Genomic DNA, 26060 nt, shown 5'->3' with positions numbered 1-26060 from the left:
TAATTCATGAAAAAGCCAAATGAGCCAGATAAATAAACTTATACCTCTTGATGGTTTTTACATAAGCGCTGCCATACTCGGTAAATATCCAAGAGGTCTAAGCCTTGGCTCATCGGCTTTAATTTGTGTCGCGGCCTGTTAAAGACTTCAAAATAGCGCTCTCCCTATTTTCTTTATGCCAATGCTAGATGCCGCCGCAAATAGCGACCTAAAAGCATGCTGCCACTGAAATTTGAACATGCTTTATGCTGATAAAACTATTTTTACCGTTAATTTATTTTTTGCTGAGGGTGATGTCTTTCACCATAAATAATACGGGTTTACCTAGAATATTGACTTCGGCATATTCGTCCTTAGTGCGCCCGAGTAAGCTGACGCCGAGATCGGAGATCACCGAATAACGTCCCGCACTGGGTTTGTGCCTAGGCGGATACACTAGCTCGATACGGTATTCCTGCTGGTCCTGTTGATTAACCAGTAAAATTTCTCGACCAACTGTCACTTTATCTTGGGTTTCTTCACTCTTAAGTTGATCCAGTTTTGCGATCACCGCGGCTAATGAAGTCGGGCGCAGTGAGGCATTAAAACTGTTTTGCAGGTAATAGGTTTCAGTTTTCAACATAAAAGACTGAAATAGATTGCTAAAAAAAGAATAAAACATAACTACCTCAAAATATGAGCTAGATAACTGCCATGCTCCAAAATAAAAGTGGAAGCAATAAAATTAAATGTGATAATTAGATGCCGAGTGCGAGTGGCACTCGGCTTAAACTGGAAATTTAAGTGAAAGGCGTACGCAGTTGCAGGCTAAATAATAAGGATTATTTAGCGTAAAAGGCGATGACTCAAATGTGATAGATGAAAATGCATTGTTTAACATGTTGCTACATCTCCATATCAAATTAAGGCTAAATTAATCATCCAATTGGGTTGATGATTAATGACTAATAAACTGTCCATACCATAGGCCAACTGAAAAAATAAAGCAACCCATGTTTTGACTCCAAACTCTTTATTTCTGGAATGACGTTTCCCTATTAAATAAAAATATTCGCTTAATAATAGGCGATATTTTTAGGCTATTATTAGCACATAAATTGATTAACTCGCCTGAATGTTAAACCGCTAAGTCGTTAGCCCTGCACCTTGTAGGATGATTTTAAGGCAGAGGGAGACCAACAGTAAGCAACTGACGCTGGTGTACCAAATCAGCAGTAACCAGCCGAGTCGTTTGGGGAGCGATGAAGTTTGAGTTGTCATAGCAATCTCCTAAGAGTGTGTTGCTGGCAGCCGGGTCGATATCGGCTGCATGAAGCCGTTTTTAGTGATAACCCGCATCCTTGGTGACTTTGCCGCGAAACACGTAATAGCTCCAAAAGGTGTAGGCCAAGATCAAGGGGATAATCATCAGTGCGCCGATGAGCATAAAACCTAAGCTGCTCTCAGGCGCAGCCGCCTGCCATAGGCTGATCGTTGGCGGAATAATATGTGGCCAGATGCTGATTCCTAAGCCACTAAAGCCTAAGAAGATTAACACGAGCGTCAGCAAGAAGGGGCGGTAGTCATCCTCAGTATTTAAAGCGCGGATAAGTGCCTTAGTGCAGAGTAATACCAGCAGAGGTACAGGCGCAAAATAGAATAAATTCGGCAGACTAAACCAGCGCAGGGCAATATTGGGTTGTACGAAGGGCGTCCATAAACTGACGATTCCTATGGTCATCAACAGGCAAATCGCGAGAACCTTAGCGAGCTGCTGCATAGTCGTTTTGAGTGTGCCTGTGCATTTCTTCACTAACCAAGTTGCGCCAAGTAGCGCGTAGGCCATCATCAGCCCAAAACCACAGAAGAGTGAGAAGGGCGATAACCAATCGAAGCTGCTACCGCTGAACCTTTGTCCATCGACCGAAATGCCCGAGATAAATGCGCCGAGCACTACGCCTTGGGCAAAGGTGGCAATAATCGAGCCGAACATAAAGGCTTTGTCCCAAAAGGGTTTGGTCTCTGCGCTGGATTTAAACCTGAATTCAAAGGCGACGCCGCGAAAAATCAACGCGAGCAGCATAATTAGTAAGGGAACGGTTAGGGCTTCGAGCACTATGGCGTAGGCGAGGGGAAAGGCGCCGAGCAGGCTAGCACCACCGAGTACCAGCCAAGTCTCGTTTCCATCCCACACTGGCGCGACGGTGTTGACCATTACATCCCTATCCTCTTCATCGTGGATGAAGGGAAATAAGATGCCGATGCCAAGATCGAAGCCATCCATCACTATATACATGAGTGTGGCAAAGATGATGATCCCAAACCAAATCAGGGGTAAGTCGAATTCCATGTTGTGCCTCTAAATGGGTTGATTAATCAATTGATATGCTAAAAAACTGGATTTGTTATCCATGGTGCTCAATCCCTTGCGCTATCGGCCCTTTACTGATGAGCCGCATCATGTAGCGATAACCCACGCCAAAAATGCCGAAGTAACAGATAACAAACATCATCAGGCTGAGGCTTAAATGGGTCACACTGTGGGATGAAACTGCATCTTGAGTGCGCATTAACCCTTGGATAACCCAAGGTTGACGGCCAAGTTCAGTGGTAAACCAGCCCGCGAGGGTCGCGATTAATCCTGCAGGACCTAACAAGAGTACCAAGCGCAGGAACAGGTGATTGCTGTATAGCGTCTGCTTGCGTCTAAGGTAGAGGCTCCACACGCCCGCCAAAATCATCAGCACGCCTAAGCCCACCATCACCCTAAAACTCCAAAACACTAAGGGCACATTGGGCCAATCCTCGGCAGGAAACTCAGTGAGTGCTGGCACTTGCTTGGTTATATCGTGTTTTAAAATCAGACTGGCTAATCCTGGAATTTCCAAACTGAAGTGATTGGTTTGCTTATCCATATCGGGTATCGCGAATAAGATGAGCGGTGTAGGCTCATCCTTTTCATTACGCCAGTGGCCTTCCATCGCCGCGATTTTTACCGGTTGATACTCAAGGGTATTTAGCCCGTGAAAGTCACCAATCACTGCTTGCAGCGGTGCAACAATCAATGCCATCCACATGGCCATGGAAAGCATTTTACGAATCGCGGGAGTATCGTTTCCTTTCAGTAAATGCCACGCGGCGGAGGCGCCAACAAAGAAGGCCGAGGAGAGAAAGGCGGCAACCGTCATATGGGTTAAACGGTAGGGAAATGAAGGATTAAACACGATTTGCCACCAGTCGGTGGGGACGACTCGGTTATCAATAATTTCAAAACCCTGAGGTGTGTGCATCCAACTATTGGAGGCGAGGATCCAAAAGGTTGAAATCACAGTGCCCGTGGCCACCATGCAAGTGGCAAAAAAGTGCAGCTTTTTGCCAACCTTATTTTGCCCAAACAGCATCACCCCAAGAAATCCTGCCTCGAGGAAAAATGCTGTCAGTACTTCATAGGTGAGCAGAGGGCCGGTTACGCTGCCCGCAAAGGCCGAAAAACCACTCCAGTGGGTGCCAAATTGGTAGGCCATCACTATGCCTGAGACCACGCCCATGCCGAAGTTAATGGCAAAAATTTTGACCCAGAATTGATTAAGCTGCTGATAAATCTGATTGTTTGTCTTCAACCAGAGTCCTTCTAACACGGCTAAATAGGTGGCTAACCCAATAGTGATTGCGGGAAAGATAATGTGAAAAGAAACGGTAAAAGCGAATTGGATCCTCGCGAGTACGGTGGCATCAAAATCAAACATAGTGTCCTCAGGAGTGCAGCAAAGGGATGTGTAAAAACAAGTCGCTCAGCGCCTCGGATTCGAGCCGCTGATGGCTTGTGTACTATTAGACCATGGGGTAATCTGGCTATAACAGATACAGAATTGGCTAGGTTAGCTATAACAGATGCCTAAGTACCAACAGTTAGCGCTGGATCTCAAAAACCGAATTACTCAAGGTGTCTGGCAGGCGGGGGATAAATTGCCATCATTGCGGCAAACCGTGGCGGATTCGGGGCTAAGTTTAATGACGGTGCTGAACGCCTATCAGTTGCTCGAAAGCCAAGGCGTGATATTGGCGCAGGCAAAATCCGGTTACATAGTGGCGCCTCAGCCCGAAGCCTTTCGTTATCCAGAGACTCAACGACAGATCTATTTTTCCGATAAGGTCGATATTAACGAGTTTGTGTTTAACGTATTGCAGGCATCGAAACAGGCGGGGATTGTGCCCTTTGGCTCGGCATTTCCCGACCCCAGTTTATTTCCACAGCAAGCCTTGGCGCGCTCGTTGGTCAAGGTCACTCGGCAGATGTCACCGTCGTTTGCGGCCGATAATCTTCCCCCCGGTAATGCAGGGTTACGCAAGGCGATTTCCCAGCGTTATGCCAAATTAGGCATGAGTGTGGCGCCCGATGAAATTTTGATTACCTCGGGGGCGATGGAGGCGCTGAACTTGAGCTTAGCGGCCTTGGCTCAGGCGGGGGATTGGGTCGTGATTGAATCGCCGGCCTTTTATGGTGCGATGCAAGCCATTGAGCGCCTCAAACTGAGGGCGATTGCGGTCGCGACGGATCCCCGCGAAGGGATTGATCTTAACGCTTTAGCTGAAGTGCTGAAGACCTATCCCGTCAAAGCCTGTTGGTTGATGAGTCTGCATCAAAACCCCTTAGGCTGTAGTTTATCGGAACAGAAAAAACAGGCTATTTATCAACTGCTTTGTGAGCATAACGTCAGTCTGATTGAAGATGATGTATATCAAGAGCTTTATGTCGGGTCGAGTGCGCCTAGGCCGATTAAAGCCTTAGACACTCAAGGCTGCGTTTTGCATTGTGGTTCCTTTTCTAAATCCTTGATTGCGGGATATCGAGTCGGTTGGGTTGCCGCGGGGCGCCATGCCCCGCAATTGCAACGCTTGCAATTAATGTCGACCCTCTCAACCAGTGCGCCTATGCAACTGGCCATCGCCGATTTTATTCAGTCGCCCCAATATGAACGCCATTTAAAGCGCTTACGTAACACCTTAGCGGATCGCAAATTTGCCATGTATCAGTTGCTGCGGGCTCACTTGCCGGAGTCCGTGAGTGTGAACTTTGAGCCGGGCGGTTATTTCCTCTGGTTGGCGTTGCCTGCCCATATGGATGCGACGCAGATATATCATAGCGCGCTTGAGCGAGGGATCAGTATCGCGCCGGGGAATCTCTTTAGTAATCAAGTAGAGTTTCGCCATTTTATGCGCATTAATGCCTCCTACGATTGCTCACCCGAGTTAGTGCGTGCGGTAAAAGCGCTCGCGCAGATCCTAGAGCACTCCCCGAATTAATAGGCCAAAGTGTGAGCCGTTGCGTCAATTTTAATGGCGATTTAAAAAGTTTTAGACTTCTAGATGTCTATCTGTTAGCTTGAGTGCAGTGCACAAATCTTGTGCGATTAGAGCATGGGTTAGCATAACGCTCCCCCTCAATTTGACTTGGGGAGTGGCTATGTTTTGAGAACAGTTTAGGGAACTGTTTTTGGAGTTGTTCGGGGAATTTATTGGGGAAGGACACAAAGATGAAACTTGAATCACTGGCGTTACACCACGGATATGAATCAGAGGCGACCACGAAAGCTGCTGCGGTACCTATCTATCAAACCACTTCCTACACCTTCGATGATACCCAACATGGTGCTGATTTATTTGACTTAAAAGTCGCAGGTAATATCTATACGCGGATTATGAACCCGACGACCAGCGTGCTCGAACAGCGACTTGCGGCCATTGAAGGCGGCATAGGCGCGCTGGCGCTTGCCTCGGGAATGGCGGCCATTACCTATGCGATTCAAGCGCTTACTCAGGTGGGGGACAATATTGTCAGTACCAGTCAGCTCTACGGCGGCACTTATAATCTGTTTGCCCATACATTGCCGCGCCAAGGAGTCGAAGTGCGGATGGCAGCCTTCGATGATTTTGAAGAGCTCGATGCTTTAATTGATGCTAAGACCAAGGCGCTATTCTGTGAGTCCATAGGTAACCCTGCTGGCAATATTGTTGATCTTAAACGTTTAGCCGAGATAGCCCATAAACACGGCGTGCCTTTAATTGTCGATAACACTGTTGCCACCCCTGTTTTATGTCGCCCGTTTGAACATGGCGCCGATATCGTTATCCATTCGTTGACCAAATACATTGGCGGCCATGGAACGACAATTGGCGGCGTGATTATTGACTCGGGCAAGTTCGATTGGGTGGCGAACAAAGAACGCTTTGCCCTGCTGAATCAAGCCGATCCTTCCTACCATGGTGTGGTGTATACCGAGGCCTTTGGTGCCGCAGCCTTTATTGGACGCTGCCGCGTGGTGCCGCTGCGTAATACTGGGGCGGCGCTCTCCCCCCACAGTGCATTTTTGCTGCTACAAGGGCTGGAAACCTTGAGCCTACGTATGGAGCGTCACTGCTCGAATGCCCTGGCATTAGCCGAATATTTGATATTGCATCCTTCGGTCAGCTGGGTGAATTACGGTGCTTTGCCGAGTAGCCCTTACCGTGAAAATTGCCAAAAGATCACCGGTGGTAAAGCCTCTGGGATTATCAGCTTTGGTATTAAAGCGGCGACTCCCGAGGAGGGAAAAATCGCCGGCGGCAAGTTTATCGACGCGCTGCAGATGATTTTGCGCTTAGTGAACATTGGTGATGCCAAATCGCTGGCTTGTCATCCTGCGAGTACCACCCACAGACAGTTGGACGCAAACGAGCTTGCCAGAGCAGGGGTGTCTGAGGACTTGATCCGAATCTCCGTCGGTATTGAGCATATCGACGATATTATTGCCGATGTGGCGCAGGCGCTGGAAAAAGCCTTGGCTTAACGTATTAGATTGATTATTCGAATGAAAAGGCCGCTAATGTTAGCGGCCTTTTACTTTGCATAACTGACGACTTATTGGTTTGCTTCTTGTAGGCGATTACGCGCCTTTTGATAGAAGTAAGAGACAGTCAGTAAGATCACCCCAATCAACATAAAGGCGATAACCTTTTGCACTAGCTCGAAGGACGCCATATCCAGCAATAACACTTTGAGCGTGGCTAAGGTAAAGAGTCCGGCGGCGAGGCGGATCATATCCCCATGCTGGGGTTTTAGGCTGATAAACATTAACACGCTGCCATGGACGACGAGCAAAATGGCACTGAGCGGCGCGGCAATCATGTTATCGAACGCATAACTCCAGGTGAGATAACTCAGCGCGAGCAATCCATGCCAGCCCCATTTGAGCCATTGCAGCGGTAAGAAACGCTGATGCAAACGAATAGCGACGCCGCGGCGTAAGATAAGTAGCGCGAGCAGTGCTAATGCCATTAATTCACAGAGGATCAATAACACGTTATCCAGATCGAGTCTTAGCGACAACTCAAAATGCAGCATTATCGGCAGCAGCGCTAGCCCTAGACAAAGCCCGTAGGCCAAGCTGTAGCTTGAGCGCACCGCGGCTTGGATTTCGATGGCTAAGTCCGCCATTAATCCTGTTTGCACTGAGCCATGCTTGGTGCGTCTTTGGAGCAATAGGGCAAAGTAGCCGCTCAGTGCTAATGCCGTCATCGACCATGCCACTACATCGACGCGATTAAATCCATAGACCAATACGGCCAGCACTAGCGCGAAATAATAAGGGCTAAGTTGCCATTGCAGGGTTAGTAGTGATGCCCAAGGCTTGGCAAGTTTGCGATAACGCAGCAGTATAAAGCCCATGACTAGAGCACCTATCAGCAGCGCGATAAGTCCTTGCCAAACTTCAAATAGGCACAAGCTGGCGGTGGTGAGGATCGCTAGCCAAGTCAAAATCTTGGTTTCAATCTCAAGGGCTTTATGCTTGATAACATAGGCAAGCCCGAGGCTGAACAAACTGCTGAGCCAGAGTGCAACCGCGGTAAACTCCCAATAACTGCGCATTACCTTAGGCAATAAGATTAGCGGCAGCAGCAGAAAACAGCCGAGTTGTACCTGCTTGGCGGCCGGTGCGAACAGCGAGCTTGGATAGTGTTTACGATACCAATAGTGGGCCAGCAGCAGGGCGGCGAACAATTCAATGCGTGCCAGCTTGGCCATCAGTGGCTGCGCACTAAAGCTCAAGCTGCCAGTGAGCGTTATGCCTTCGACCACGGTAAATAAGAGTGGCAGCAGCAAGAGCCAAGCGGCAAACTCGCTGACCATCAACTTGTTTTTACCACTTAAATACAAGAGCAACAGACTCACGAGCGGGATGATGGCGAGGTAATAATCGCTGCTGATAAGGTAAGCCGCCAGCAAAAGGGTCGCCACATAAAAGCCGCTGAGGAACTCTTTGAATAAATAACTCAATTGCCGCTCGAGCCGCGACAGTGGCAACTTATCATTGCCAATTTGGCGGATAACAAAGAGCAGGGCCGCCGCGCTTAAGGCTAGCGCGAGCTGCGGGAACCCAAGCGCCGCCATCGGCGTTTGCTCGCCAAGTCCGAGTAAGGAAAAACCTGCCAGCACCGCATATAAATTGAGAACCAGCCCTGTCAGCAATAACACGTAGGCTTCGGCGCGCACCGAAATCAGTTTCTCCTTAAGGCCAATCCATAGCAGGAGCAATGCTTCGAGAATGAGCACTAATCCTAGGAAATCATGGCTTAATAGATAAAGGGCAGCAAAGGCGGCAAAACTGCCGCCGAAGACTAACAAGAGACTGCTCTGGGACGGGGTGAGTCGAGACTTGAGCTTAACGTATAAACTTGCGCACACCAGAGCGTTGGCGATAAAAATCTCCCCGGCGAATGGCGTAAATTGGGTGAGTTCGAAGATAGCAAAGGCCAGCAGGGCTATCGGTAGAACTAGGGCTCTGTGGCTGAGTGAGGTCGTGGAGGAGTTGACGATAAACCCAAATAGACCATAGAGATAAAACAGTGCGTTAATGCTCACTAGAGCTAGCACCGCTGCGCCGCCCCATTGAGTGAGCGGTAAATCGACAAAATAGCTGAAGGCTTCGATGCAGGCGATATGCAGGAAGGCGGTGATTTCCAGCAGTAATGGCCAGTGTAATTTACGGCTTTGGGCGAGGGCGCCCGCACCTATCAGTAGCAGATAGGGAATATACAGTAGCGGCGCATAGCTTTGAGATAACAACATCATAGGCGCCATCGAGCCGCCGACTAAAGCAATCACGGCAATGACCTTGGCATCGAGTCGCATCGACAGGCCATAGCCCGCTAAGGTAATCAATAGCAGCAGGATAAAGCTGGCACTGTTAGGGATAATCTCAAAGTAGGGGCCAATAAAATAGGCGCAGAGATAGTTTAGGATAAGGCCTAATCCGACAATCCCAGATCCAAAGTCGGCCATGCCCGCCCTTTTTTGGCGGATAAAAATCCCGCCCGCAATAATCGCATTGGCGCAGCCCAAACCCAGCAGGGCTTTGCCGAGTTCAGAAAACCAATGGTTGATGGAATATTGCAGTAGGTAGCCAAAACCTAGGGTGAGTGTGATGATGCCCGCAACCGTCATTAAAAACACTGGGCCTAAGCCCTTGGCTTGATAATGTTGATAGAAACTTTTGACCTGTTCAGTGATGGCCGCAAATGGCTCCATGATGGCGGCAACGCCTTGGGATAATAAGGTCTCTAATTGGCTTGCGGCCTGCACACCCACTTCAAGTCCGGCTTGCTGAGAAAAGGCCTTATCTTGCTGCAAATCATCCTGCTGCGAATCCACCGATGAATGCACGGCTTTTGAGGGAGCCTTAGCGTGGCGCTGCCAAGGATCGTCTTGCCAAGGATTTACCTCGGGCATTTGTGGCTGGATATCGGGAGCCATTTCTTCAGATTGCTGCGAGGCGCGCTCATCCCTTGGCTCAATCGTCGTGCCGAATGGCGTTGAGATATCGTCCGTGCTGGTGGATGCGTTGGTGAGAGGGCCATTGTCTTGCTGCTCAAGCTGAAGACTGATGCTATCGAGCTTGGCCGAGAATTCTGCCAGTTGGCGGCTGAGTGAAGATTGCTGCGACAGGTGCTGCAGTTTTAACTGCGCCAATTCTGCCTTGAGTTGGTCAACGTCATCCTTTAACGGCATCTCAATATCCTAAATATGCTTTCCATCTCCATGGGGCATAAAAGTCTAAGTGACTCACTTTTATGCTTTTACTGTGAAAGATTGTACTGACAACTAGGCATAACGGCTAGTAAAAAGCCGTTAACCAGTATGTGCGAATGCGAAAGTGGAGGAGATGCGGCAAAGATAGCGCAATGATTTTGCCCTATCTTTGCCGCATGAAAGCGGTTATTTCTGCGCTTGCAGGATCACAAATTTGCCGTTGGAGGCGACTGTGGTGCAGTTTTTAAATAAACGCTGCAATTTGACGTGGTAAGCCAAGTGGCGATTACCCACTATATGTAAAATGCCGCCATTTTTGAGTCGGCGACGTGCGTCTAAAAACATCTGCCAAGCAATGTGGTCGGTAATCGCCTCACCCTGATGGAAGGGCGGATTGCAGAGCACTAAATCGGGTTCTACTCCATCGGGTAGGTGGGTCATACAATCATCCCAATGGAAATGGCCTTTACCTGCGGGGAGTTGGTTGTTTGCCCAGTTGGCTTTTGCCGAGGCCACCGCCATTTCGGAATCATCAATAAAATGGATATCGGCATTAGGGTATAACTGGGCCGCACGCAGACCGAGCACGCCATTGCCACAACCCAGGTCGACAATCGTTTTAAAGTCTCCCTGAGGGAGGTTATCCAACATAATGCGCGCACCGATATCGAGTTTATTGGCGGCAAACACATTGCTTAAATTGCTGATATGGAGATTGAATTCGGGAATATCCCAGGTGACTTCCTTCGGTAAGGCGCGTGGCTTGCCATCGCTAATACAGGTGATGACGCGGGTTTTCTTCCAAGCGAGGCTGGCGCTCGCTGGCCCTAAGTGTTTCGCGAATACTTCCAATAAGCTCGCGTTGATGGACTTGGCTTTTGCGCCAACCAACACTTTGCAGCCCGCGGGCAGCACTTGGGATAAGCGCATCAGCTGGTGGGCAAAGTAAGTGAGGTTTTTAGGTAGCTTCATCAATACGAGGGCGAGATCGCAAGGCAAGGCATCACGACTGGTAAACCAGGTTAGGTTATCCATAGGCAACTGATTGCGATGATGATTTTGCTCTGCACCTAAAAAACTGGTTCTGGCATCGGTTTCGACATTCAGCGGCCAATCGGGATTAAGTCGCGATAGGGCGCAGCTTAAGGCGCCAAAGCTGTCGTTGATAATGGCCGTTGGCACCGCGGTTTGTCCGCCTTCGACTAGGGTGTTAATCAAATGCTCGTCTGCCGCATCCCAAGCTTGGAGATTGGATTCCTGCGAAGCGGGGTAGCGAAAGAGTTCAAGCTCAATCCCTGCCACTGAAAATTGTGTTGTCATCTTTGTGCTAAGCCAATAAAAACGGTGCGAATAAAAACACTGCCATTAAAACAGCGCCAATTAAATAAGGCGCAGATTATCGCAGATTTCCCCTTATCGTGCGATGCTTGCCTGAGGTTGTATATCCGCTCGTGCATTTATGGGTGATTGGATGGGGTCAATCAACGTCGTCAGTGGTATAAGGTGCTGTATGAAACAAGTCGATTTAGGGCTCGAACCAGAGGCCAATCTTGAAGCTGATTGCGGGATCTCTTGCGTCCATCATCAAGATGCGGCACAAGTCGAGCCGTCTATCACCTTAGTTAGGGATTATTTGAATGTGGCGCAGCAGAATGCCCTACTCAAGGAGGCCGAATCTTACCCATTGAGTCGCCCGCAAATTCAAGTGTTTGGTGAATATCATGCCATTCCAAGGCAGCAGGTTTGGTATGGCGATGTGGGATGCGACTATTTATATTCGGGGCTATTTATTCGTGCCCTGCCTTGGCCTAAGTATTTGCAAAAATTGCGCGGCAAGTTGCAGCGGGATTTTGGCCTTGGCAGCAATGGCGTGTTAGTGAATCGCTATGCCGATGGCCAAGATTGCATGGGCGCCCACAGCGATGATGAGCCCGAGATTGCGAGCGGCAGTGATATTGCCTCTTTAAGCCTTGGCGCCTCGCGGGATTTTGTGATTAAACATAAACACAGCAAGGTGAAATACACAATTAGTTTGCATAGCGGTGACTTACTTATTATGCACTGGCCAATGCAGCAAGATTGGTTACACAGCGTGCCTAAGCGCTTAAAGGTTAATGAACCCCGCTGGAACTACACCTTTAGGCGATTGATTGTTAATTATCATGGCTGATTGAAAGCTAAATCATTTCATACTGTTACTAAATTGGCTCAGTCTAGAGCCGCAAAGCTGACGTTGAAATTTGATCTTTTGTACTTGAAGCAGTACTCTGCGGCCACTGGATTTTCCCATGTTGAGATTTGAATATGTCCAATACCCATGCGCAGGGCACAGTGGCTCAGACCATTGATCAGAAGCTGACTGAAAGCTTCTCGCCAACTCATTTAGAAGTCCTTAACGAAAGCCATCGTCACCATGTTCCGCCTAATTCAGAGACTCACTTTAAAGTGGTTGTCGTCAGTGATGAATTTGAAGGCCTTCGCTTACTTGCCCGCCATCGTTTGGTAAATAACTGTTTAGCCAACGAGTTGGCTAATGGTGTGCATGCACTTTCTATCCATACCTTCACTCAGAGTGAATGGGCTAAGGATGTTGAAGTGCCTAAAACGCCAAATTGCCGCGGTTAATTCGGCCACTGAACTTTATAAAAGCCACGTTATCAACGTGGCTTTTTTGTTTTAGGTCAAATAGACGACAATATGCGGTTTCCCTGTTGAATTTTCTGTGTTAACAATATGTTCTATTTTGTACTGAATTAGTGCTCACTGTTTCTAGTGACTGGAATGTAAGTCGTAAGCATCTAAACAAGAGTGCTTTACATCAGTCGATACTTAAGAGCGCTAATTTTCATGCTGTTAACTAACTTCGCATTCAGGGAGAGTGTTCGATGCGTCATTTGGGGTGCCTAATCTTTGCGGTATTGCTTATTGGTCTCGGTGGGTGTAATCCCGCGCCCCAGCATATCGAGCAGACTGCTGCACCTCATGCCGATGCGACTCCCGTTAAAGATGTTATCGAGTGGCGTTTAGCCACCTCTTGGCCGAAAAACTTCGCTGGTTTAGGTATGGCACCTGAACGTTTTGCCAAGCTGGTGAACGAGATGTCCCACGGCCGATTGCAAATTCATGTGTATGGCGCGGGAGAATTAATGCCCGCCTTTGCGGTGTTCGACGGGGTGAGCCAAGGTAAAATCCAAATGGCTCACGCCGCCTCCTATTATTGGAAGGGGAAAGCGCCCGCCTCACAGTTTTTTTCTTCGATCCCCTTTGGCATGACGGCCCAAGAGATGAACGGATGGCTGCATTATGGCGGCGGCATGGCGCTATGGGAGGAGGTCTATCGCCCCTTTGGCATTATTCCATTAGCGGGTGGTAATACGGGGATGCAGATGGGCGGCTGGTTTAATAAACCTATTAATAGCATTGCCGATTTTAAAGGCTTGAAGATCCGTATGCCGGGCTTGGGGGGCGAAGTGCTCAAGCGTGTCGGTGCCGTCCCAGTCAATATGGCGGGCAGGGAGCTTTATGGCGCTTTGCAAACGGGGTCTATTGATGCGGCTGAGTGGGTTGGGCCTGTGAATGACCTCGCCTTTGGTTTACATAAAGTTGCCAAATATTACTATTATCCTGGTTGGCACGAGCCTGGCTCCAATATGGAGTTTTTGATTAATAAGGGCGCCTTCGAGAGTCTTCCCCAAGATTTACAAGCCATAGTCAAAACGGCTGCACGCGCCATCAATCAAGATATGCTAGACGAATACACCACGCGTAACGTGACTGCGCTTGACACCTTAGTCAAAGATGAAGGTGTGGTGCTTAAGGCTTTTCCACCCCAGGTGCTCACCGAGCTTGAACGTATTTCACAGCAGGTCATTGAAGAGCAGGCCGAGCAGGATCCTATGATGCGCAAAGTGTATCGCGCTTACCATGCCTATGAGCAGGGAGTGCGTGAGTATCATAAGATTTCAGAGGATGCTTACAGCCAACAGCGCCAGCACTAATGCCGCTAATTTGAACAAAATGTTCATATTAGCGTCTGATTAATGTGAGATGATTTCATCTTACATTATCTTGTTATCGACCTAATCCATTTGGTGTTATGCTTGCGTCCATAAACCGATAGCGGTTGTATCGCCCTAAGAATTTGGAGTTTCCTATGCCATTACTTGATAGCTTTACCGTTGACCATACACGGATGAATGCGCCAGCCGTGCGCGTTGCCAAACATATGAGTACCCCTAAAGGCGATGCCATTACCGTATTCGATCTGCGTTTTTGTGCACCGAATAAAGATATCCTCAGCGAGCGCGGTATCCATACCCTAGAGCATTTGTTTGCGGGCTTTATGCGTGATCATCTTAATGGCAGCGATGTTGAAATTATTGATATTTCACCAATGGGATGCCGCACTGGTTTCTACATGAGCCTGATTGGTGAGCCTAGCGAGCGCCAAGTGGCCGATGCATGGCTTGCCTCTATGGAAGATGTGCTCAAAGTGGTTGAGCAATCTGAAATTCCTGAGCTTAACGAGTATCAATGTGGCACTTATCAGATGCACTCGTTAGAACAAGCCCAAGATATCGCCCGTAACATTATCGCCGCAGGCGTGAGTGTTAACCGTAATGATGACTTAAAACTCAGCGATGAGATCTTAGGTCAGCTCTAAGCTTTGCTAAGGCATCAGAAGGTGTGGTGCCTAGACTTAAGGCCTTAGCGTCAAGAAAGCGACATTCGTCGCTTTTTTTTTCGAGCAAATTCAGCTATTTTACAAAATAACAACAAAAACGCCGTACGCTAACAAACACTTTTGGGAGCTTGGTATGTCTAGTCGCTACTTTGTCATGTCGCTGACCGCGCTTGCGGTTTCCTGTATCTACACTCATCCCCTCAATGCAAACCCACTCTATTCTCAAACACTCGATCTGATTGAGCTCAATGACCAATATCACTCCAGTGATGATGGGATGCAGCTGAGTTACTTAAATAGCTTAACCTTATTGCGGGCCGATCACAGTGGAAATACCGCGAATATCAGTATGCGCTCCGCTAGCCAAGGTGTGGCCGTGATGCAAGATAGGGTGTATTTTTCACCCGCGCCTTATTCGGCGCCGCAGTTGCAGTTATTGCCTAACCTTTTACTCCAGCAAAATGTCACTAGCACACCACTGGCGGATATGACGGTAGGCGGGCAGGGCGCTTTCGGTGTGGTGAATTATCAGAGCCTTGAAATAGCTAACCGACCTCAGTCGGGCAGTTTTCTCGTTGAAGGTTCGACAGAGTCGGATTTGAATGCCGGCATGAGTTGGGGCGTTAAGCAAAAGGAATATGGCGCCTTATTCGCAGCGAATTACCAGAAAGAACAAGGCGATGCGAATTTTTTCAATGGCAGCGATGCCGATAGAACCAAAACGGATATGTTGTTCAAGGTCAACGCCGCCAGTTTGCTCGGGGCTCGTAGTCCGCAGCAGACGGAATTTACCTACCAATTTATCGATGATAACCGTTATCGCTCGCAGCTTGGCGTCACCGCAGCGGACTGGCAGCAGGATCACTTACTCTTATACTCCGCAACGGCGCAGGATAAGCATAAAGGGCGGCAGCACAAGTATCAGCTTTCACACCAAGTGGATTTAGGTGGCAGTAAAGTGATCAGTGACTTTTACTATCAGTCCTATTCACAACAGCTGGAACAGCTTGGGTTGTTTGATGGGCAAGAGATTGACGCAGCAACGCTTGCCGATATCGCAGCCTTTGATCGAGCTCCAAGTGCAAATGGCGCCGATTTAAATCTGCTCGTTCAAGATAACGATTACAGTGCCTTTGGCGCCCAGACCCAAGCCATAAACCAGTACGGCGAACATCAAATCATTTACAGCGCTCGTTATCATACGGATAAGGCGGAAATGCGCTTTGGCGAGCAAACGGCGTTATGGCAAGCGGATAGAAGCCTTGCGATTGATGAGTCAAACGCGCTGTTCGCTTATACCGATGATGCCACTGCGCTGACGTCGGCCATTGATTCGCTATTTCGCTGGCAAGGCATGCAAATCAAGCTAGGGCTGACTTACGAGCATGTGAGTGTTAATCGTGAAGTGAATCAGGCTGTTGCTGGACTCGATGACGCGGATTTCTCCGACAGTGATTGGATGCCGCAATTAGGTGTGCTCTATGATGCGGGCGATTGGCGTTTTAGTACCGATATCCGTCGGGCCTGGACTGCGGCGAGTGCGGGAAATATTACACAAGAGGCTCAGGTGTCGCTCCATTATCAAGTGAGCGCCCAATATGCGCGTGAAGGGATAAAAGCCGATTTACGGGCGTATGTGCAAGAATTCGATAATTTGCATGTGGACTGCGATAGCTATTCGATGTGCGCCGATGCACGCTTGTTAACCCAAGAGAATATTCCCGATGTACTCACCTATGGTGTAGAACTTGGCCTTGACTATCGCTGGGACTTGGGTGGAGTAGAGCTACCCTTAGGGCTAAATTATCAATATCTTAGCGCCGAGTATCAAACCAGCACCTGCACCGATGTTCAAGGCTGTGTTTTAGAGGGCGATAGATTGGCTTGGTTACCCGAACATCAATTGCAATTGAGTGCAGGGGTTAACTATGGAGAATATCAATTAAATATTGAGGCTGCCTATCAATCTGAGCGCGATTTCAGTCAATTCGGCAGTGAGTTGCAACGAGTATCAGGCCAATGGCGGGTCGATTTAGCGGCAAACTATGATTTCGATAAACACCATAGGTTGTATTTTAGGGTCGAAAACCTACTCGATGAGTCCCTTGTGACCACAGCATCAAATAGCGGAATTCGGACTGAAAATGGACGGATCAGCTATTTGGGTTATCAGTGGCGTTTCTAAACTGAATTAAATCTTGTTTAAAGATTATTCAACGAGAAAGCGAAAAGGTCGTTTTAGCTATCGTCATAAAGAGGTATCGACCTTTCGCTAAATTATTTCTTTAAAAATTAATGTTATAGTATTTGTCGACCGTAATATTTTCTCTTTCTGCGCCCTCACTCGGTCGGAAGGTGAACGCTGTAGCGCATGATTCTTTTAAATCCTTATTTGAGGTTTGAAATCACCTATAATTTTCGTGGCGATGCCACGGCAATTGGGGTAAAATGCGCGCGACCAGCGTGATTGCGATCGCATTTCTGTGATAAATCTGCGCTAGCTCAATGCAGTAGGTTTTGTTTAAAACCTCAGTATTTAGCAGGAACGCGGCGCATTGTCTTTCCTTCAAAACGTAGTGCTTGTGGATATGATTACAATTAAGAAAGGATTGGAACTGCCTATAGCAGGCGGACCAGAGCAAGTTATCCATAATGGCCCAGCCATTAAACATGTAGCTACTTTGGGTGAAGAGTATATTGGCTTACGTCCAACGATGAAGATCAAAGTGGGCGACAAAGTTCAAAAAGGTCAGGTGATTTTCGAAGATAAGAAAAATCCTGGCGTAAAATATACGGCTTTAGCCAGTGGTACTATATTAGACATTAACCGGGGCGCCCAGCGTGTGCTGCAGTCTGTTGTTATTCAAGTAGAAGGGAACGAAAGCGTTGCCTTTGCTAAGTATGACGCCACTGCTCTCGATACGCTAGACTCGCAACTGGTCCGTGACAACCTGATCGAATCAGGCTTATGGACTGCATTGCGTACACGTCCTTTCAGCAAAGTGCCTGCCGTGGATTCTTCTGCCGCTGGTATTTTCGTCACCGCGATTGATACGCAACCCCATGCCGCCGATCCTGTTGTAGTGATCCGTGAGCATAAAGAAGATTTTGCTAATGGTCTTAAGGTCTTAGCAAGACTTACCGAAGGTAAAGTTTACCTTTGTAAAGCGCCTGGCGCCGATATTCCTGCCGCTAATGCCCAAGTTGAAGAATTTGCCGGTGTTCACCCAGCGGGTCTTGTTGGTACTCATATCCATTTCCTACTTCCAGCTTCTGCAAAACGTACTGTTTGGCATGTCGGTTACCAAGATGTAATAGCCATTGGTCAGCTATTTACTACCGGTCAACTGAATACCGAACGTGTGATCGCAATTGCCGGTCCTAAAGCGGCTAAGCCACGTCTGGTTCGCACTGTTTTAGGTGCAAGCATGACTGAACTGACCGCGGGCGAAACCTTAGACGGTAACGTACGTGTTGTTTCGGGTTCTGTGCTGAATGGCCGTACTGCTGTAGGTCCTCAAGGATATTTAGGTCGTTACCACGCGCAGGTGAGTCTGTTAGAAGAAGGCACTGAAAAAGAATTCTTTGGTTGGGTGTTACCAGGCTCAAACAAATACTCTATTACCCGTGCATTCCTTGGCCACTTAAGCGCTTCTCGTCTGTTCAACATGACAACGAGCACTGGTGGTTCAGACCGCGCTATGGTGCCAATCGGCAACTACGAGCGTGTAATGCCATTGGATATTCTTCCTACTATGTTGCTGCGTGACCTGATCTCTGGTGACTTTGACGGTGCTGCCACTTTAGGCGCGTTAGAGTTGGATGAAGAAGATCTCGCACTGTGTACGTTCGTATGTCCAGGCAAATATGACTACGGTTCATATCTGCGTGACTGTTTAGATACGATCGAGAGGGAAGGCTAATGAGCTTGAAAGATTTTTTCGAACGTATTGAACCCGACTTTGAAAAAGGCGGTAAATACGAAAAGTTTTATGCCCTCTTCGAAGCGGCATACACCATTTTTTATACGCCAGGTAAAGTGAACAAGGGTAAAACCCACGTTCGCGACAACATCGACCTGAAACGTATGATGATCACGGTTTGGGCCTGTGCCTTCCCAGCGATGTTCGTGGGTATGTACAACGTCGGTCTGCAAGCTCAACTTGCGTTAATCGCGGGTTTTGCAACGCCTGACGTATGGCAAGTGAGCCTGTTCGGCATGTTCGGTACCGAACTGACCTCCAACTCTGGCTGGCCAGCACTGATGTGGTACGGCGCCTGTTTCTTCCTACCTATCTACGCGGTGACCTTCGCCGTCGGTGGTATTTGGGAAGTGCTGTTTGCCGCTATCCGTGGCCACGAAGTTAACGAAGGTTTCTTCGTTACCTCTATCCTGTTCGCATTAACCCTGCCAGCAACTATCCCATTGTGGATGGTGGCCTTAGGTATCACCTTCGGTGTGGTTGTGGCTAAAGAAGTGTTCGGTGGTACGGGTCGTAACTTCTTAAACCCAGCATTAGCAGGTCGTGCCTTCCTGTTCTTCGCTTACCCACTGAACATGTCTGGTGACACTTCATGGGTTGTGGCTGACGGTTACTCTGGTGCAACGGCTCTGAGCCAAGCGGCAGCGGGTACCTTAGATTACACATTCAACCAAAACTGGTGGGATGCGTTCTTCGGTTTCATTCCAGGCTCTGTGGGTGAAGTATCGACTCTGGCGATTCTGTTAGGTGGTCTAGTTATCATCTATACCCGTATCGCTTCATGGCGCATCGTTGGCGGCGTGATGGTCGGTATGATTGCTATCTCTACACTGTTAAATGTGATCGGTAGCGACACTAACCCAATGTTTGCAATGCCTTGGTACTGGCACTTAGTGTTAGGTGGTTTTGCATTTGGCATGATGTTTATGGCGACTGACCCAGTGTCTGCGTCATTCACTAACCAAGCTAAATGGGCATACGGTATCTTGATTGGTGCAATGGCTGTGTTTATCCGCGTGATTAACCCTGCATTCCCAGAAGGCATGATGTTAGCGATTCTGTTTGCTAACTTGTTCGCGCCATTGTTCGACCACTTCGTGGTTCAGGCAAATATCAAGCGGAGGATTGCTCGTGGCTAGTAATAAAGATTCGTTCGGCAGAACGTTATTTATCGTCGTTGGCTTATGTCTAATTTGTGCGATATTCGTGTCGACTGCGGCAGTATTACTGCGCCCAACTCAAGCAGAAAACAAGCTGCTTGATAAGCAAAAGTACATCCTCGAAGCTGCGGGTCTGATTGACACGAAAGCGGGCAAAGTAACCAAAGCTCAGATTTTGGATACTTATGGCAAGCACATCGAAGCTAAGTTAGTTAACTTAAAAACCGGTGATTGGGTTGAAGGTGTTGATGCCAACACATTCGATCAACGCAAAGCGTCTCGCGATGTGAAAACCTCATTTGTACCTGAAAACGACATCGCTTCAGTTAAGCGTGTTGCTGAAGATGCAGTGGTTTATTTAGTTCGCGACGAGCAAGGTAAGTTAACCAGCGTGATCCTGCCAGTTCATGGTTATGGCCTGTGGTCGACTATGTATGCTTTCCTCGCGTTAGATGCTGATCTGAACACGATTCAAAGCTTAGTGTACTACGAGCAAGGCGAAACCCCAGGTCTGGGTGGTGAAGTTCAAAACGCTCAGTGGAAAGCTAAATGGCACGGTAAAAAGTTATTTGATGAGCAAGGTAACATTGCTATCAGCGTAACTAAAAACCCCGCTGTTGCTAGCACTGAATACGGTGTGGATGCATTATCCGGCGCGACTCTGACCAGTAACGGTGTTCAACACTCTCTGACATTCTGGTTAGGTAAAGAAGGTTTTGCGAGTTTCATTGAAAAAGCACGCAATGGAGGTCTCAGCTAATGTCTGACGCTAAAGAACTGAAACAGGTTCTGACTGGACCTATCGTCAACAACAACCCGATTGCATTACAAGTACTTGGTGTATGTAGTGCGTTAGCGGTAACGAGCAAACTCGAAACTGCACTGGTAATGGCGTTGGCATTAACTGCGGTAACAGCGTTTTCTAACCTGTTTATCTCAATGATCCGTAACCATATTCCTAGCAGCGTACGTATTATCGTACAGATGACCATTATTGCCTCTTTGGTAATCGTGGTTGACCAATTGCTGCAGGCTTATGCTTATCAGATTTCTAAGCAGTTATCGGTATTCGTGGGCCTGATCATTACGAACTGTATCGTAATGGGTCGCGCTGAAGCCTATGCGATGAAAACACCGCCAATGATGAGCTTTATGGATGGTATCGGTAACGGTTTAGGTTACGGTGCGATTCTGTTAGCCGTTGGCTTCGTGCGTGAACTGTTTGGTAACGGTTCTCTGTTCGGTGTTCAAATCCTGCACAAGATCTCTGAAGGTGGCTGGTATCAACCAAACGGTCTGTTATTACTGCCGCCAAGTGCGTTCTTCCTGATCGGTATTCTGATTTGGATTATTCGTACCTATAAGCCAGAGCAAGTTGAAGCAAAAGGGTAATTTGAGATGGAACATTATATTAGCCTGTTAATTCGCTCTGTTTTCATCGAAAACATGGCACTGGCCTTCTTCTTAGGTATGTGTACTTTCTTAGCGGTATCGAAGAAAGTGACTACTGCGATGGGCCTAGGGATTGCGGTAGTTGTAGTGTTAACTATCTCTGTTCCTGCTAACCAAGTTATTTACCAAGGGCTGTTAGCACCTGGCGCACTGGCTTGGGCTGGTGCACCTGAAGCTGACCTTAGCTTCTTGAAATTCATTACCTTTATCGGTGTGATTGCGGCTTTAGTTCAAATTCTGGAAATGGCACTGGATAAGTACTTTCCTCCTTTGTACAACGCGTTAGGTATCTTCTTACCTCTGATCACTGTGAACTGTGCGATTTTCGGTGCGGTTTCATTCATGGTTGAGCGTGACTACAAGCTGGGCGAAAGTGTGGTGTTTGGTTTCGGCTCTGGAGTAGGTTGGGCATTAGCTATCGTATTGATGGCCGGTATCCGTGAGAAGCTGAAGTATGCCGATGTGCCGAATGGCCTGCGTGGTTTAGGTATTACCTTTATTACCGCTGGTTTAATGGCCTTAGGTTTCATGTCGTTTTCTGGTGTGTCTCTGTAAGAGACACCAAACGGCTTCTTGAATTGGACCTTCTAAGGATAAGTTAATGGATATTCTTGGTATTTTTAAATCTACTCCGCTCGAGGTTTACCTCGGTGTGAGTATGTTTACTGCTATCGTCCTAGTCTTAGTGTTAGTGATTTTATTCGCTAAATCTAAGCTAGTGTCTAGCGGTGACATCACGATCGGCATCAACGACGATCCTGAAAAAGCGATTACAACCGGTGCCGGTGGCAAGCTGTTAGGCGTGCTAGCGAACAGCGGTATCTTCGTATCGAGTGCCTGTGGTGGCGGTGGTTCTTGTGGCCAATGTCGCGTAGTGGTGAAGTCTGGCGGCGGTGATATTCTGCCAACAGAATTAGATCACATCAGCAAGGGTGACGCCCGTAAAGGTTGTCGTCTGTCTTGCCAGGTGAACGTTAAGAACGACATGGAAATCGAACTTGACGAAGAAATCTTCGGTATTAAGAAGTGGGAATGTACTGTTATCTCTAACGATAACAAGGCGACCTTCATTAAAGAACTGAAGCTGCAAATTCCCGATGGTGAATCTGTTCCGTTCCGTGCGGGTGGTTACATCCAGATCGAAGCGCCTGCACACCATGTTAAATATGCTGATTTCGACGTACCAGCAAAATACCGTGGTGACTGGGAACACTTTGGCTTCTTCAAGTTAGAATCTAAAGTTGACGAAGAAACGATCCGTGCTTACTCAATGGCTAACTACCCAGAAGAGTTTGGCATTATCATGTTGAACGTGCGTATCGCAACGCCACCTCCACGTAACCTGAGCTTACCATGCGGTAAGATGTCATCTTACATCTGGAGCCTGAAGGCTGGCGATAAAGTCACGATTTCTGGTCCATTCGGTGAATTCTTCGCGAAAGATACCGATGCAGAAATGGTGTTTATCGGTGGTGGTGCGGGTATGGCCCCAATGCGTTCACACATTTTCGACCAACTGAAGCGTCTGAAGTCTAAGCGTAAGATGAGCTTCTGGTACGGTGCACGTTCTAAGCGTGAAATGTTCTACGTGGAAGACTTTGACGGCCTAGCGGCTGAAAACGACAACTTCGTATGGCATGTGGCCCTGTCTGATCCTCAACCAGAGGACAACTGGGATGGTTACACAGGTTTCATCCATAACGTACTGTATGAAAACTATCTGAAAGACCATGAAGCGCCAGAAGATTGTGAGTTCTACATGTGTGGACCTCCAATGATGAACGCGGCCGTGATCGGTATGTTGAAAAATCTTGGTGTCGAAGACGAAAACATCCTGTTGGATGACTTCGGCGGCTAATGTGAATTAGCCCAAGGTGAGAAGAGTTGCAGATGTGGAGTAAAGCTCTCATCTGCAACTTTTGCATTAAAGGGCATCCAAAAGAGTTGTTAGTCACTATGTTTAAAACCCTAGCGTTAAAAACCCCCGTGTTAAAAACCTCAGTGTTAAAGCATTCAGTGAGCTGGCTGGTCCTTGTAGGTCTAGCCTTTTTTATTTCAGCCTGTAGCAAACAGGATGAGGTTATCTCCCTCGCGGGCAGCACAATGGGCACGACCTACCACATTAAAGTGGTTCCCAATGAGCAAATGCCGACGGCCCAATTACTGCAGGCCGAGATTGACTTAGCCTTAGAGCTGGTCAATAACCAGATGTCGACCTATCGACCCAATTCAGAATTGTCTCGTTTCAACCAGTTACCGCTCGAGCAGAGTGTAGAAGTCTCTCCTGATACCATCAAAGTGGTTAAAGAAGGCATGCGTTTGTATAACGTGACAGACAAAGCCTTAGACATTACCTTAGGGCCGCTGGTGAACTTATGGGGATTTGGCCCCGATAAGCGCCCAACCAAAGTGCCGACTCAAGCTGATATCGATGCGGCTAAAGCCAAAACCGGTATCAGTGAGCTTTCTATCGAAGGCAATCGCTTAAGCAAACACAATGCGCATTTATATGTGGACCTGTCTTCAATCGCCAAAGGTTTTGGCGTGGATAAAGTGGCCTCGATTTTAGATAAGTACCATGCAAGCGGCTACTTAGTCGAAATTGGTGGCGAGCTGAGCATTAAGGGCACGAAAGGCGATGGCAGTTCGTGGCGCGTCGCGATAGAGAAACCGACCGACGATGGTATGGCGGTGCAACAGGTGATTGAGCCTGGCACTATGGCGATGGCAACGTCGGGGGATTATCGTAATTATTATGAGGAAGAAGGTCAGCGCTTTACTCATATAATTGATCCACGTACCGGTTTGCCTATTAATCATAAGCTAGCATCTGTGACCGTTTTGCATAAAGAATGTATGACGGCCGATGGTTTTGCGACGGCGATGATGGTTTTAGGCACAGAAGCGTCATTGGAGCTTGCCAAGAAAGAACACTTGGCGATAATGCTAATAGAAAAGCAAGGCGAAGGATTTAAAGTCTACTACAGTGACGCCTTCAAGCCTTTCCTTAAGTAGTTGGAGTTAACATGAGCACTTTTATCGCGGCATTTGTGATTTTATTACTGTTCTTTTTGCTTATGTCGATAGGTTATCTCATCAAGCGCAAAGCCGTTGAAGGAAGCTGTGGCGGTTTAGGTGTATTAGGGATTGAAAAAGCCTGCGATTGTGATGATCCCTGCGACAAGCGTAAGCGTCGTATGGCCGCAGAAGAAGCGCGCCGTGAGAAGTTAACCAAAGACAGGATCATTTAATTATCCGCTTCAACTGAAATAGCCTCCTCTGGAGGCTATTTTTTTGCCTCGAATTTAGCCGTGGCAAAATTAATCCTTGATATATGAGGAGGATAGCGGGCTAATCTAAGCGATAATGAGAATGCTTTTTATCATTAAGTTTGTGAAAAATAAAGAAAATTTGAGTTGGCTTGAAAACTGTACTAGGCTAGAAGCTTGATTTAGATCAATCTTTCACTCATATCAAGGATAGTTACTTATGAAAGGTCATCCTAAAGTGGTGGGACAACTCAATCGGGTACTTACCTGTGAGTTAACGGCCATTAATCAATATTTTCTCCACGCCAGAATGTTCAAACATTGGGGCCTCGAGAAGCTAAATCACGTCGAGTACAAGAAATCCATCCAAGATATGAAACACGCCGATAAGCTTATCGAGCGGGTATTATTTTTAGAGGGATTACCGAATCTGCAACAGCTCGAAAAACTGCGTATTGGCGAGCACACTCAAGAGATGCTCGATTGTGATTTAGCCATGGTGCAGGAGCAACTCACTCTGTTACGGGATGCTATTAGCCTCTGCGAAGCCGAGCAGGATTATGTGAGTCGCGATCTGCTCGAAGATATCCTTGAAGATGAAGAAGAGCACTTAGATTGGCTCGAGTCACAGCAGGAGCTGATTAGCTTAACTGGCATTCAAAACTATCTTCAATCGCAAATTAGTGAGTCATAGGAGCTGAATATGAAAGGTGATAAAGAAGTCATCGACGCGTTGAATCGACTCCTAACGGGAGAGTTATCGGCGATGGATCAGTATTTTGTGCATGCCCATATGTACGAAGACTGGGGTCTGAACGAACTCTATGAACGTATTGCCCATGAGTCGGATGATGAAAAGCATCATGCGGCCAAGCTGGTACAACGTATTTTATTCCTCGAAGGCGTGCCGAATGTGGCCGCGCGAGAAGCCCTTAACATCGGCGCAAACGTCGAAGAGATGCTGCGTAACGATTTAGCCTATGAGTACAAGGTGGCCGATGATTTGCGTAAGGTGATTGCCCTGTGTGAATCGAAGAAAGATTACCAAACCCGTGAGATCTTAGAAGTATTACTCGACGATACCGAATCTGACCATATGTATTGGTTAGAAAAACAACTCGGTTTGATTGACCGTATTGGTTTAGCGAATTACCTGCAAACGAAGATGTAATAGCGCCCGGTTGCGCGGCTCAAGTACTAAGGCCAGTCATTTCGCGACTGGCCTTTGTTTTTTTATTTCGAGTATTTAGTCTAACACTCTGTAAAATATTGCTTATGCAATCTGATGTTCTGAGTGTCATTTAATCTTTAGTGATTCCTGTTATTGGATTAATGTCTATTCTTTACAAATACTTGTTTACGTTTTTTCTCACATTTTCATCTGTTGTTGGCTGGTAAAAATTGTTACCGTGTGAAACTGTTTTTGCATGATTTTTTGTTAAGTGGTTGGTCAGCCAGACGGGAAGA

The 26060-nt window shown here is 47.6% G+C and carries 23 protein-coding genes; 17 read left to right on the top strand and 6 right to left on the bottom strand.

Features of this window, described 5'->3' with window-relative positions; genetic code table 11:
* Nucleotides 1-274: 274 nt before the first annotated feature.
* The 4 genes from B5P39_RS06960 to B5P39_RS06945 all read right to left on the bottom strand — a co-directional run bounded on the left by B5P39_RS06960 (nucleotide 275) and on the right by B5P39_RS06945 (nucleotide 3725).
* Nucleotides 275-661: a GreA/GreB family elongation factor gene (locus B5P39_RS06960; RefSeq protein WP_088210937.1), complete on the bottom strand. Its 387-nt coding sequence runs from the start codon at nucleotides 659-661 to the stop codon at nucleotides 275-277.
* Between the two features lie 464 nt (nucleotides 662-1125).
* Nucleotides 1126-1260 carry a DUF2474 family protein gene (locus B5P39_RS06955; protein WP_088210936.1) on the bottom strand — a complete coding sequence of 45 codons (135 nt, stop codon included), beginning with the start codon at nucleotides 1258-1260 and terminating at the stop codon, nucleotides 1126-1128.
* A 61-nt stretch (nucleotides 1261-1321) separates the two neighbouring features.
* A complete protein-coding gene (gene cydB / locus B5P39_RS06950) occupies nucleotides 1322-2329 on the bottom strand; it encodes a cytochrome d ubiquinol oxidase subunit II (protein ID WP_088210935.1) in 1008 nt (335 codons plus the stop codon).
* A gap of 55 nt (nucleotides 2330-2384) precedes the next feature.
* Nucleotides 2385-3725 carry a cytochrome ubiquinol oxidase subunit I gene (locus B5P39_RS06945; RefSeq protein ID WP_088210934.1) on the bottom strand — a complete coding sequence of 447 codons (1341 nt, stop codon included), beginning with the start codon at nucleotides 3723-3725 and terminating at the stop codon, nucleotides 2385-2387.
* A gap of 145 nt (nucleotides 3726-3870) precedes the next feature.
* On the opposite strand from B5P39_RS06945, the gene B5P39_RS06940 reads away from it, so the two are divergent.
* Together B5P39_RS06940 and B5P39_RS06935 are read left to right on the top strand one after the other, a co-directional pair.
* Nucleotides 3871-5283, top strand: a complete 1413-nt coding sequence (locus tag B5P39_RS06940) for an aminotransferase-like domain-containing protein (RefSeq protein ID WP_088210933.1) — start codon at nucleotides 3871-3873, stop codon at nucleotides 5281-5283.
* A gap of 230 nt (nucleotides 5284-5513) precedes the next feature.
* Nucleotides 5514-6806, top strand: coding sequence for an O-acetylhomoserine aminocarboxypropyltransferase/cysteine synthase family protein (locus B5P39_RS06935; RefSeq protein WP_011625403.1), 1293 nt, complete (start codon nucleotides 5514-5516; stop codon nucleotides 6804-6806).
* A gap of 71 nt (nucleotides 6807-6877) precedes the next feature.
* On the opposite strand, the gene B5P39_RS06930 is transcribed toward B5P39_RS06935, so the two are convergent.
* Both B5P39_RS06930 and B5P39_RS06925 read right to left on the bottom strand, forming a co-directional pair.
* Nucleotides 6878-10024, bottom strand: a complete 3147-nt coding sequence (locus tag B5P39_RS06930; RefSeq protein WP_088210932.1) for a DUF2339 domain-containing protein — start codon at nucleotides 10022-10024, stop codon at nucleotides 6878-6880.
* 207 nt (nucleotides 10025-10231) lie between these two features.
* Entirely contained in the window at nucleotides 10232-11365 is a 1134-nt protein-coding gene (locus B5P39_RS06925) for a methyltransferase (RefSeq protein WP_088210931.1), read from the bottom strand.
* Between the two features lie 190 nt (nucleotides 11366-11555).
* Between B5P39_RS06925 and B5P39_RS06920 the strand changes: the two genes are divergently transcribed.
* From B5P39_RS06920 to bfr (B5P39_RS06850), 15 genes are all read left to right on the top strand, one after another.
* On the top strand, nucleotides 11556-12215 hold the full coding sequence (locus B5P39_RS06920; RefSeq protein WP_088210930.1) for an alpha-ketoglutarate-dependent dioxygenase AlkB family protein: 660 nt from the start codon (nucleotides 11556-11558) through the stop codon (nucleotides 12213-12215).
* Nucleotides 12216-12349: 134 nt separating this feature from the next.
* Nucleotides 12350-12670, top strand: a complete 321-nt coding sequence (locus B5P39_RS06915) for a BolA family protein (RefSeq protein ID WP_088210929.1) — start codon at nucleotides 12350-12352, stop codon at nucleotides 12668-12670.
* Nucleotides 12671-12930: 260 nt separating this feature from the next.
* The gene (locus B5P39_RS06910) at nucleotides 12931-14043 is read left to right on the top strand and encodes a TRAP transporter substrate-binding protein (protein ID WP_088210928.1); all 1113 of its coding nucleotides are present in this window, start codon (nucleotides 12931-12933) and stop codon (nucleotides 14041-14043) included.
* Between the two features lie 155 nt (nucleotides 14044-14198).
* Nucleotides 14199-14708, top strand: a complete 510-nt coding sequence (gene luxS / locus B5P39_RS06905) for an S-ribosylhomocysteine lyase (RefSeq protein WP_011625409.1) — start codon at nucleotides 14199-14201, stop codon at nucleotides 14706-14708.
* Between the two features lie 154 nt (nucleotides 14709-14862).
* The gene (locus B5P39_RS06900) at nucleotides 14863-16914 is read left to right on the top strand and encodes a TonB-dependent receptor domain-containing protein (protein WP_088210927.1); all 2052 of its coding nucleotides are present in this window, start codon (nucleotides 14863-14865) and stop codon (nucleotides 16912-16914) included.
* A gap of 403 nt (nucleotides 16915-17317) precedes the next feature.
* Nucleotides 17318-18652, top strand: a complete 1335-nt coding sequence (locus B5P39_RS06895) for a Na(+)-translocating NADH-quinone reductase subunit A (RefSeq protein ID WP_011716067.1) — start codon at nucleotides 17318-17320, stop codon at nucleotides 18650-18652.
* Complete coding sequence (locus B5P39_RS06890; protein WP_088210926.1) at nucleotides 18652-19851, top strand: NADH:ubiquinone reductase (Na(+)-transporting) subunit B; 1200 nt, start codon at nucleotides 18652-18654, stop codon at nucleotides 19849-19851. Before B5P39_RS06895 ends, B5P39_RS06890 begins: the two co-directional genes overlap by 1 nt.
* Nucleotides 19844-20632 carry a Na(+)-translocating NADH-quinone reductase subunit C gene (locus B5P39_RS06885; protein ID WP_011716069.1) on the top strand — a complete coding sequence of 263 codons (789 nt, stop codon included), beginning with the start codon at nucleotides 19844-19846 and terminating at the stop codon, nucleotides 20630-20632. The genes B5P39_RS06890 and B5P39_RS06885 overlap by 8 nt, the downstream gene beginning before the upstream one ends.
* Nucleotides 20632-21264: an NADH:ubiquinone reductase (Na(+)-transporting) subunit D gene (locus B5P39_RS06880; protein ID WP_011621733.1), complete on the top strand. Its 633-nt coding sequence runs from the start codon at nucleotides 20632-20634 to the stop codon at nucleotides 21262-21264. Before B5P39_RS06885 ends, B5P39_RS06880 begins: the two co-directional genes overlap by 1 nt.
* Before the next feature lie 6 nt (nucleotides 21265-21270).
* On the top strand, nucleotides 21271-21879 hold the full coding sequence (nqrE, locus tag B5P39_RS06875; RefSeq protein ID WP_006080469.1) for an NADH:ubiquinone reductase (Na(+)-transporting) subunit E: 609 nt from the start codon (nucleotides 21271-21273) through the stop codon (nucleotides 21877-21879).
* A gap of 46 nt (nucleotides 21880-21925) precedes the next feature.
* A complete protein-coding gene (gene nqrF, locus B5P39_RS06870; protein WP_011716070.1) occupies nucleotides 21926-23182 on the top strand; it encodes an NADH:ubiquinone reductase (Na(+)-transporting) subunit F in 1257 nt (418 codons plus the stop codon).
* A gap of 98 nt (nucleotides 23183-23280) precedes the next feature.
* Nucleotides 23281-24339, top strand: a complete 1059-nt coding sequence (locus B5P39_RS06865) for an FAD:protein FMN transferase (RefSeq protein WP_088211137.1) — start codon at nucleotides 23281-23283, stop codon at nucleotides 24337-24339.
* 11 nt (nucleotides 24340-24350) lie between these two features.
* A complete protein-coding gene (gene nqrM / locus B5P39_RS06860; protein ID WP_007645837.1) occupies nucleotides 24351-24575 on the top strand; it encodes a (Na+)-NQR maturation NqrM in 225 nt (74 codons plus the stop codon).
* A 238-nt stretch (nucleotides 24576-24813) separates the two neighbouring features.
* Nucleotides 24814-25287 (top strand): bacterioferritin, encoded by a 474-nt coding sequence (gene bfr, locus B5P39_RS06855; protein WP_023268352.1) that lies wholly within the window; start codon nucleotides 24814-24816, stop codon nucleotides 25285-25287.
* A 9-nt stretch (nucleotides 25288-25296) separates the two neighbouring features.
* Entirely contained in the window at nucleotides 25297-25764 is a 468-nt protein-coding gene (gene bfr, locus B5P39_RS06850; protein WP_011716073.1) for a bacterioferritin, read from the top strand.
* Nucleotides 25765-26060: the final 296 nt, after the last annotated feature.

This window comes from Shewanella sp. Shew256 (genome assembly GCF_002196695.1).
GTDB classification, from domain to species: Bacteria; Pseudomonadota; Gammaproteobacteria; order Enterobacterales; family Shewanellaceae; genus Shewanella; species Shewanella mangrovisoli.
This window is presented reverse-complemented; position numbering and strand designations above follow the sequence as displayed.